Source organism: Nitrospirota bacterium (assembly GCA_020846775.1).
Lineage (GTDB): Bacteria > Nitrospirota > 9FT-COMBO-42-15 > HDB-SIOI813 > HDB-SIOI813 > RBG-16-43-11.
In genome coordinates this window covers 1-10,375 of the sequence record JADLDG010000036.1, presented here as the reverse complement: position 1 = coordinate 10,375, position 10,375 = coordinate 1, and the positions used below count along the sequence as shown (strand labels likewise).

The 10,375-nt window shown below is 42.2% G+C and carries 10 protein-coding genes; 8 read left to right on the top strand and 2 right to left on the bottom strand.

What is annotated here, in order from left to right; translation table 11 throughout:
* Positions 1–217: 217 nt before the first annotated feature.
* From IT392_06280 to IT392_06250, 7 genes are all read left to right on the top strand, one after another.
* Positions 218–847, top strand: a complete 630-nt coding sequence (locus tag IT392_06280) for a dephospho-CoA kinase (GenBank protein MCC6544099.1) — start codon at positions 218–220, stop codon at positions 845–847.
* Between the two features lie 63 nt (positions 848–910).
* Positions 911–1,783 carry a UTP--glucose-1-phosphate uridylyltransferase GalU gene (gene galU, locus IT392_06275; protein ID MCC6544098.1) on the top strand — a complete coding sequence of 291 codons (873 nt, stop codon included), beginning with the start codon at positions 911–913 and terminating at the stop codon, positions 1,781–1,783.
* 53 nt (positions 1,784–1,836) lie between these two features.
* Complete coding sequence (gene lon / locus IT392_06270) at positions 1,837–4,317, top strand: endopeptidase La (protein ID MCC6544097.1); 2,481 nt, start codon at positions 1,837–1,839, stop codon at positions 4,315–4,317.
* 33 nt (positions 4,318–4,350) lie between these two features.
* Positions 4,351–5,409, top strand: a complete 1,059-nt coding sequence (gene thiL / locus IT392_06265; protein ID MCC6544096.1) for a thiamine-phosphate kinase — start codon at positions 4,351–4,353, stop codon at positions 5,407–5,409.
* Positions 5,403–6,035: a DsbA family protein gene (locus tag IT392_06260; protein MCC6544095.1), complete on the top strand. Its 633-nt coding sequence runs from the start codon at positions 5,403–5,405 to the stop codon at positions 6,033–6,035. The genes thiL and IT392_06260 overlap by 7 nt, the downstream gene beginning before the upstream one ends.
* The gene (locus IT392_06255) at positions 6,032–6,739 is read left to right on the top strand and encodes a DUF1573 domain-containing protein (protein MCC6544094.1); all 708 of its coding nucleotides are present in this window, start codon (positions 6,032–6,034) and stop codon (positions 6,737–6,739) included. Before IT392_06260 ends, IT392_06255 begins: the two co-directional genes overlap by 4 nt.
* Before the next feature lie 119 nt (positions 6,740–6,858).
* Positions 6,859–7,893 (top strand): C40 family peptidase, encoded by a 1,035-nt coding sequence (locus IT392_06250; protein ID MCC6544093.1) that lies wholly within the window; start codon positions 6,859–6,861, stop codon positions 7,891–7,893.
* Positions 7,894–8,072: 179 nt separating this feature from the next.
* Here IT392_06250 and IT392_06245 read toward each other — a convergent pair whose 3' ends face one another.
* Both IT392_06245 and IT392_06240 read right to left on the bottom strand, forming a co-directional pair.
* Positions 8,073–8,666, bottom strand: a complete 594-nt coding sequence (locus IT392_06245) for a hypothetical protein (protein ID MCC6544092.1) — start codon at positions 8,664–8,666, stop codon at positions 8,073–8,075.
* A gap of 139 nt (positions 8,667–8,805) precedes the next feature.
* Positions 8,806–9,144, bottom strand: a complete 339-nt coding sequence (locus IT392_06240; protein MCC6544091.1) for a PilZ domain-containing protein — start codon at positions 9,142–9,144, stop codon at positions 8,806–8,808.
* Positions 9,145–9,214: 70 nt separating this feature from the next.
* On the opposite strand from IT392_06240, the gene IT392_06235 reads away from it, so the two are divergent.
* A complete protein-coding gene (locus tag IT392_06235) occupies positions 9,215–10,342 on the top strand; it encodes an aminopeptidase P family protein (protein ID MCC6544090.1) in 1,128 nt (375 codons plus the stop codon).
* Positions 10,343–10,375: the final 33 nt, after the last annotated feature.

The window sequence follows — 10,375 nt, the reverse complement described above, 5'->3', positions numbered from 1 at the left end:
CTTGTTATGAACATCGGCAAATCTGTCAGGATTGTCCCTTGTCAGTTCAAGAAATAATTTTAATGCCTCATTGATCTTGCCCTGTTCAAAGCAGGTCTTGCCCTGCTCATATTTCTCCTGTTGTTCCGGTGTCATCGGTGGTAGGTTACTCTAATTGTCAAATAGTGTCAATATATTGAAGCATTGTTTATATTGTCTTATTATGCTAAAAGCTAATATGGTCTTTGCGGGTCTTACAGGCGGGATAGCAACCGGGAAGAGTGTGGTTTCAGGGATGTTCCGGTCATTAGGTGCATTTATTATAGATGCAGACGTTCTCGCCCGAGAAATTGTAATACCGGGCCTTCCTGCATGGAAGGCTGTAGTAGAGGCCTTTGGCAGTGAAATACTGTTGCCGGATGGTAATTTAAACAGGGCAGCTCTCGGCAGGATAGTTTTCCATGACGCAGCCAAAAGAAGCATCCTGAATTCCATAATGCATCCAGGTATATTAAAAGAGGCTGCCAGATTAAGGAAAAAGATAGGTGAGGAGTATCCCTTTGCAGTTGTCATTTTTGATGCAGCCCTTCTGATTGAGTCAGGTGCATATGAGATGGTAGATCTTGTTATCCTCGTATATGCAAATAAAAAATTACAGATTAACCGGCTTATGAACCGGGATGGTTTGACAAGGGAAGATGCACTGCAAAGGATCAATGCACAGATGCCGGTTGCAGAAAAGAAAAATTACGCAGATTATATCATTGACACGTCATCATCCCTGAAAGATGATATAGAAAAGCAGGTCAGGTATGTGTTTGAGATGTTAAAATCTTTATCACGTAAAGATAAAGGCTCAGTTAATTGACTTTTTAACTCCGTTTTTGTAACATACAATGCTGGAAAATATAACCTGGAGTACTATTCAGATATGTCGTTATACCCTGTAAGAAAAGCGCTTTTTCCTGCTGCCGGTTTAGGAACACGTTTTCTGCCGGCGACAAAGGCATCTCCGAAGGAGATGTTGCCCCTTGTTGACAAGCCGTTGATCCAGTATGTTGTTGAAGAGGCAATAGCTTCCGGTATAGAAGAGATTATTATAATTACAGGTCGCGGGAAGCGTGCCATCGAAGACCATTTCGATATATCTTATGAACTTGAGAACCTTCTTAAAGAGAAGGGGAAAAAGAAGTTGCTGGCAGAAGTGAAAAAAATTTCGAACATGCTGAATATCTGCTACGTCCGTCAGAAAGAGGCATTAGGTCTTGGACATGCCATCCTGTGTGCTAAAAATATGGTCAGGGATGAACCTTTCGCAGTTCTTCTGGGTGATGACATAATAGATTCCAGCGTACCGGCAATTAAACAGATGCTGGATATATACAACAAGTACGGAGCAAGCGTCATCGCAGTCCAGGAAGTTGATAGAAGTCAGGTATCTAATTATGGTATAATAAAGGCCGTGCCTGTGGCAGACGGTGTATACAAGATAAATGATATGGTGGAAAAACCGGGTAAAGAAGACGCCCCATCCAATCTTGCCATAATTGGCAGATACATTCTTACACCGGAGATAATCGGCCTGCTCGAAAAAACAGAACCAGGAAAGGGTAAGGAAATCCAGCTTACTGATGCACTCAGGAAGCTGGCGAAAACGAGGCCTGTGTACGGGTATAAATTTAAAGGCAATAGATATGATGCAGGGGACAAGTTGGGTTTCCTCAAGGCTACAGTTGAGATAGGACTGAAGAATAAGGAATTTGGCGAGAGTTTCAGGGAATACCTAAAGGCACTGAAGTTTTAAAATCCAGGTTCTGAGTAGAACCTTATTTAATTATACCAAAGGAGGCCAGTAAAGTGGCAGAAACTATAGAGCAGGATTTTGGACAAATTGATATACCTAACAAATTACCTCTCCTTCCAGTGAGGGACATAGTAATATTTCCATATATGCTACTTCCCCTTTTTGTCGGCCGTGAAATGTCAATTAAGGCCATTGAGGCAGCCCTTGCTTCAAATCGTCTCATATTCCTGGTGGCCCAGAAGGTTTTGGAAGTCGAAAATCCAACACCGCAGGATATCTACAAGGTTGGAACTGTTGGTCTGATCACAAGGATGCTGAAGCTCCCGGATGGAAGGATTAAGATACTTGTTCAGGGGATTGCAAAGGCCAAGACAGTTAAGTACCTTCAGACTGAACCATACTACAATGTTGAAATAGACAAGCTCCAGGAACCCAAGAACGTGCAGGTTACACTTGAAGTTGAGGCATTAATGAGGAATGTTAAGGAGCAGCTTGAAAAGATGGTAACACTGGGTAAGGTGCTTCTGCCCGACATCATGGTGATTATCGAGAATATTGAAGACCCGGGACGTTTATCAGATATCATCACATCCAATCTTGGACTTAAAGTTGAAATGGCGCAGGATGTACTGGAGATTAATCATCCTGTGCAGAGGTTAAAGAAAGTAAGCGAGATACTTACCAAGGAACTCGATGTACTCATGATGCAGCAGAAGATACAGGCTGAGGCGAAGGGGGAGATTGACAAGACTCAGCGCGAGTATTACTTAAGGGAACAGCTCAAGGCTATACAGAAAGAGCTGGGAGACCTGGATGAGAGACAGGAAGAGGTTAATGAGTTCAAGAAGAGGATAGAAGAGGCAAATATGCCTGAGAAGGTGCTGAAGGAAGTAGACAAGCAGTTAAAGCGTCTTGAGAAGATGCACCCGGACAGTGCTGAGGCATCTACAGTACGCACCTATCTCGAGTGGATGGTTGAGATACCGTGGAGTAAAGGCACAACTGATAATCTTGATATTAAGGCAGCCTCAAAGGTTTTGAATGAAGATCACTATGACCTCGAAAAGGTGAAGGAGCGTATCCTTGAGTATCTGAGTGTCAGAAAACTGAAGGAGAAGATGAAGGGGCCTATTCTCTGTTTTTGCGGCCCTCCTGGTGTCGGCAAGACATCTCTCGGCAAATCTATAGCCAAGGCCCTTGGAAGGGAATTTGTCAGGATATCTCTGGGTGGGATACGTGACGAGGCAGAGATAAGGGGGCACCGACGGACATACGTAGGTGCACTTCCGGGGAGGATAATCCAGGGTATTAAACAGGCCGGTACAAACAATCCTGTCTTTATGATGGATGAGATTGATAAGGTCGGCATGGATTTCAGGGGAGACCCATCTGCTGCATTGCTTGAAGTGCTTGACCCTGAACAGAACAACGCATTCAGTGACCATTACCTTGGGGTTCCTTTTGATCTCTCCAATGTGATGTTTATTACTACGGCCAATCTTATAGATCCTATATTGCCTCCATTGAGAGACAGGATGGAGATTATCAATCTTTCAGGATATACGGAAGAAGAAAAGCTTGGGATTGCAAGGAATTATCTCATTCCGCGCCAGCTTGAAGAGCACGGCATAAAAGAAGCTGATGCCCTTATCTCTTCTGAAACCATGAAGCGAATAATTGGAGAATATACGAGGGAGGCAGGCGTCAGAAACCTCGAACGTGAGATTGCAAATGTCTTTCGCAAGGTTGCAAAACAGATAGCCGAAGGCAAAGTTAAGACATACAGGATCAACCCGAATAATCTTCATAAGTATCTTGGCGCCCCGAGGTTCCTGCCCGAAACGGAACAGGAACATGATACCGTCGGTGTTTCCACAGGTCTTGCATGGACTGAGTCCGGTGGCGATATTATCTATATAGAAGCTACCATAATGAAGGGGAAGGGGACACTTACGCTTACAGGTCAACTGGGAGATGTGATGAAGGAGTCAGCCCAGGCTGCACTCAGCTATATCCGCTCAAGGTCGCAGCATCTTGGAATCAATGTAGATATGTTTAACAGGCATGATATCCATATCCATGTGCCTGCCGGGGCTATCCCAAAGGATGGTCCTTCTGCTGGTATTACAATGGCAACGGCCATAGCCTCTATCTTTATGAATAAGCCTGTTAATCATAAGATGGCAATGACAGGAGAGGTGACCCTGCAGGGCAGGGTATTGCCCATAGGCGGTTTGAAAGAGAAGATACTTGCGGCAAAGAGGGCCGGCATAAGAGAGGTTATTTTACCAAAGAAGAATGAGAAAGATCTCGATGAAATAGCCAAAAATATACGGAGAGACATGCTGTTTCATTTGGTTGACAAAATGGATGATGTCCTGCCGGTTGCCTTGAAGGGATTCAAGACCAAGACAGCACATAAGAAGGTGAAGAAGCATGCTGCTGTTGCTGCAAAAGCTGCGGTTTCGAAGACAGTAAAAAAAGTGCTGAAAAAACCTGTAAAAAAATCGTCCGGGAGAGTATCTAAGCGGTGACAACCTTAGTATAAATCAAGCGCTAAATGTATAATGGATATAGAACAACTTGGTGAAGCCGGGCTAATTCAACGTATTAAAAGAAAGATTCCCGCTAATGACCCTTCAATAGTCCTTGGGATAGGTGATGATGCTGCAATCATTGATCCGTCCGGAAGGGATCTTCTTCTTTCCACAGACACTATCAGGGAAGGTATTCATTTTTCAATGAAGTATTACTCCTTTTTTGATATAGGATGGAAGGCTGTTGCTGTATCAATAAGTGATATCGCTGCCATGGGAGGTGTCCCAAAATATCTGCTGCTTTCAATGGCCATGCCGGATAAAGTGCCGGTAAAGAACATTGACAGGCTGCTTGACGGTGTTGCCGAAATTTCGAATATATACAATGTGTCGATTATAGGCGGAAACTTGTCGAGATCAATGCAGGGAGTCGTTGTAGATACAACAATAGTGGGAGAGGTATCAGGCGGAAAGGCCCTTCTTAGATCAGGTGCGCGCATTGGTGATTTGATTTATGTTACAGGTTTTCCCGGTATGTCTGCGATGGGTTTGTCAATTTTGAAATCCAGGGTAGGGGGGCAGTCAGGGAGAGCGTTTAATTCTGTTCAGAAACCTGTCAAACCCGGAGCTAAAACATTTATTAATTCTCATCTGCGTCCGGTACCAAGGGTGTCTGCCGGTCTTGTGATCAGTAAAAGCAAATCATCTACTGCGGCGATTGATATAAGCGATGGACTTCTTGCTGACCTTGCTCATATATGTGATAGAAGCAAGGTTGGGGCGAGGATATTCTGCAATCTCCTTCCTCTTCCCGCTGTGCCAGGTAATATCAGTAAATTTCTTGCCAGTAAACCTTTGTTTTATGCATTATATGGAGGGGAAGATTACGAATTGTTGTTTACTGTCAGATCGGATGACCGCACTAAATTTGAATCACTGTGCAGGAGGCAGGATGTCAAGTGTACGATGATAGGACAAATAACGCATGCTGAGGAAGGGTTAAGATTAATCAATGAAGATAATAAGGAATCTATAATTGAACCGTATGGCTATGATCATTTTAAATCCGGAAGGAGAAGGTTATGTTAAAAAAGTTTACTCTGATTCTTGTCCTGATATTTATAAGCGCCGGAGTCTTTGCAGCGGATGATAAAGGATTAAAGTTAGATGGGGCATCAGAAACATATAATATTATTCATGATAAGAAAAGTACCCATGAGAAGGGTAAGGTCAAGATGACTATTTTCTTTGATTTTTTCTGTCCCCACTGTCACCAGTTTGATTCTGTTGTTGTACCGCTGCTGCTGAGGGAATATGGTGATAAATTGAAAGTTACATTCACGGGCTATCCAATAATATATGAAGATTCAGTCATTCCTGTTGAGGCATATGAACTTGCAAAGGCCGAAGGTAAGGGAGAGGAGATGAAAACGGCTATATTTGATGCCATCTATTATCAGAGGAAAGATGGTGCTAACCATGATGTCCTTATATCTATAGCAAAGACGATTGGCATGAATGGCGAAAAATTTCAGAAAAATCTTGAATCAGGAGTTATGAAAAAGACTGTTCTTGAGGGGCGTGAACTGGCCAAGAGTTATGGTGCCAATAGTACGCCGACTGTAATCCTTGATGGTAATATTCTTGTCAAAGATAATTCCCTTGCCAATGTCAGTTCAATAATCAGCAGGATATTAGAAGGCAAGATAAAATGAAAAAACAACTGATCTTTATAATTCCGTTGCTTTTGATTGCAGCAACCCTTTCGTTTGCAGTGAAGGGGCCACGAATCAGTTTTATTGCTGATCATCATGACTTTGGTGATGTGCTTCAGGGAAAGACGGTCGAATACTCATTCCTGTTTGAGAATAAGGGAACAGAAGATTTATGGATTAGAGAGGTTACAACTTCATGTGGTTGTACGGCGGCCATTGTAAGTTCCAGTACAATAAAACCAGGAGAAAAGGGGGAGATAAAGGTCTCCTATGATTCCCAGGGCAGGGCCGGTATTGTATCGAGAACTATAACAGTTGTTTCTAATGACGCCCTTGAGCCGGTCAAGGAACTCACGATTACTGCGAGAGTAACACCGTCAATGCACACAACTTTTAATGTATCCGAATCTTTATTCTCTGAGAAATGCGGTGCATGTCATTTTAATCCTGCCCATGATAAAAAGGGAAAAGAGCTTTATGATGCCGTATGTGCATTCTGCCATGGGCGGACGGCAGTGGGACTTGCTGGGTTGAAGGGTTTAGAGAAGGATGTAATTTATGAAAGAACGAGCAATGGTATCGCTGGAACAGAGATGCCTGCATGGATTAAAGAACATGGCGGGCCGCTGGATGATGACCAGATAAGGTCTTTGAGTGATTTTATTAAAGAGGGATCTGGAGATATTTTGCTTGACAAAGAATGACTTATTGTGTAATTTTAACGTGTTCATCTGTGGTAAATCATCAATAGTATCAAGTCGTTGTAAAAGTAATCCGATAATAAATGTATCCTCGTTAATATAAAAGAATGACTCCTACATCCATGCTAAAGACTCTCCTCATCACTATATTGTGTTTTTTATCTATTCACCTACTATCCATTGAGGGTAGGGCCGATCAGAAATATAAGGTAAAGAAGGGAGATACACTCTACAAGATCGCGAGGAGTAATGGAGTTTCTGTCAAACAGATTAAACAGTCAAATGGCCTTAGAGGGTCAGACATTAAGCCCGGTGATTTCATAGTTGTCCCAATCAGGGAAGCCGTTAAGACAATTAATCAAAAAGTTTCAAACAGGAAGAAAGAGACTGCCAGGAAGGGTAGTGATAGAATTAATAACCTTGTTACTCATAAGGTACGTAAGGGAGAGAACCTTTACAGGATATCCATGAGATATGGTGTGTCTGTAAAGGAAGTCAAGAGATTAAACAATCTCTCCGGAAGTTTTGTAAAAGTTGGTCAGAAACTGAAGGTACCTGGAGGAATCAAGGCCGATGATGAGATGCCTGTTATAAATGAGGATCCTTCCGATCAGGCTGATGTTGCAGCAGTTGATAATGAAGATAAATTAGAAATCGCATCACAGGATTATAGAGCGGCGCAATTAACTAAGGCCCCCGCTGACGAAGGGGCCGGGATTCCGGCAGATGATTCAAATTGGTTTTCCAAAGTAGTAGACACAGCAACAGATTATTTGGGAGTTCCTTATAGGTTTGGAGGTACAACCCTTGCTGGTATTGACTGCTCTGCTTACGTACAGATGGTTTACCGTTATTTCAGTATTGAGTTGCCGCGAACTGCACGGGAACAGTTTAAGGCTGGTATGAGGGTGTCATCCAAGAAAGAGCTGGAGATCGGAGATCTGATTTTCTTCAGGACATATGCCAAGTTCCCATCCCATGTAGGTATTTACATAGGGGGCGGAAATATGATTCATGCCTCATCCAGGAATAAAAAAGTTACGGTATCAAGTATATATGAACCATATTATGTAAAAAGATATATCGGTGCAGTAAGGTTGCCTGAAACTCCTACGGTAATTTCCCCGGAAGACATTACTTCAGTTTCTTCCAATTAAGTAGTTAATATTCGCATTTCTTAACTTCAAGAACAAGTAGTCGTCGCTGACTTTTCCGGTGATACAGTCATGAGCCATGAAATGATTACAGGGAAATTGAATATCAGTGTGAATATCAGTGTGAAAAAGAAAAGGCCACACCCTTACGGGTGCAGCCTTATAATGTCATAATTTAATTTTTACCTTGACGCAAGCCTGTTGCGATATGATGAATAACGGTTCATTGCGGTTGTCAGGTCTTTTAAAGAATACTTCACATTCCTGACCTCAGCCCTCAGATCCTTAATGTACACTGCGTGTCTGAGCCTATCCACTAATGTAAAGAAAGACGCCTCATTGTTTTCATACTCTTCTTTTATGGAGAAGTGTTTCTTTACCATATCTATTGTTACATCATTGTTCCTAAAAGATGCTTCCTGCGCCAAAAGCTCTTCCCTTATCCTGTTATCTACCTTGATCAATTCAAATATACGATACATCAGGTAATCGTATACAAGCGCAACATCTTCATTCACAGTAAAGTCTGTATCTGTCGTTATTGTATTGTTTTTCAGTTCCCTGTCTATTACCGAGTTAAGCTCTTCCAGGGTAACTTCAAGTCCTTTCATTACCTGCTTTTGCTGTAAAGAGATGTTGCTTTCTTCCGGAAGTAAAGAACTCCAGGTGATATTATCTAAATCCCCTGCAAAAACGATTGTTGTGGAAAGGGATAAAACCACGAAACTTAATATTGAGGTAGTTAACAGTCTTTTCATATGGTGAGAGATAAACATTTTACATTCCTCCTAATGATATTTTATGTTTTAGCTAATCACCTCCCTTCATCATTTTGAGTTTTTCTGTTTCCAGCATATGAAGTTTCGGTTTGGGGGATAGTAAACTTTAAGGGGGTGTGCTTCTGAGAAGGCGTTACTACTTAACGAAATCGAGCAATCCTGACAGGATTGGGTGGACATCTTTGTTAATATCTTTGAATGCAATGCCAATTAGAAAACGGTTACCGAACAGTTTCACCCATTTTACGCTTCCCTTTACGACTTCATCTTTACCTGTCTTTGGATCTGTCTCAAAGGAAATAAATAAATCTACGTTCTGTCCCTGTTCCAGTCTGCTGTCAGAATAGACCTCAACGCCGCCACCGCTTATGTTGGTAATAAAGGCACCGAATGATTGATTATCTTCAGGTACGACGACTTTGAGATGAGGTGAAATCAGCTCCCGTCTGTGTCTTCTTCTTTCATCTGAGCTCATAGTATACCAGAATGTGTTACAGGTGACATAACTTTTGATTTTAAGCCAGTAATGTATTAACATAAAAAAGATGAAAACACAAGAGGCAACTTTGTTAATCTCGTCAAGTGAGACGGATTCAAACCTTTACTATGCGACTGGGTTTCTTGCACCTGATCCGTTCATTTTTTTACAGATAGGTGATGAAAAAGTTATTATGATGAGTGATCTTGAACTGGACAGGGCAAAATCACAGGCTAAAGTAAACACAGTTTTATCTTATTCGCGCTATGAAGAGGCGGCAAAGAATGCAGGTACAGAGAATCCAGGCACGGTGGATGTATTACGGGAATTTCTGAGGGAGAGAGGTTTAAACAGGGTTGTCGTTCCATCTTATTTCGGGATCCGGAATGCACTCCTGCTTCAGGACAAGGGTTACGAGATAGAGGTGAGGCAGGACCCGATTTTTGAACAGAGAGTAATAAAAAACAACGATGAGATCAATTATATAGAGCAAGCGCTTCGAATAACAGAGAGTGCAGTTGAAAAGGCGATAGATTATTTAAGACGGACTGAGATAATAGATGAATATCTTTACCTGGGAAGTAATAAAGTAACTTCTGAAGACGTCAAGAAGTTGATAAATGTTTATCTGCTGGAAAATTCCATGATAGCCCAGCACACTATCGTTGCTTGCGGGGAAGACTCCTCGTTTCCTCATAATGAAGGGGGTGGGGCTCTAAGGGCGAATGTTCCTATTATTATAGATGTCTTCCCGCGGTCTGTAAAAAGTCGTTACTATGCCGATATAACGCGTACGGTTGTAAAAGGGAGTGCATCTGATGATGTTGTCAGGATGTTTAATGCGGTGTCCGCTGCGCAGGAAGTTGCATTTTCTATGGTTAAAGATGCGGTAAATGGCAGGGAAGTTCATGAGGCAATCCTGATGCATTTCAAAAAATGTGGATTTGAGAGTGGTGAGATTGACGGCAGGATGCAGGGGTTTTTCCACGGTACAGGACATGGCGTAGGACTGGATGTCCATGAACCTCCAAGGATTAGTAAGAAGAACGATATCCTCTTTACCGGTCATGTAGTTACAGTTGAACCGGGATTGTATTATAAGGGGATTGGTGGTGTCAGGTTGGAAGATATGGTTGTTGTACAGCCGGATGGTGTGATAAATCTTACAAAATCCCCGAAATTTCTGGAGATATGACCTCACGACAAATCAGCGAAGAAAATCCCCCTT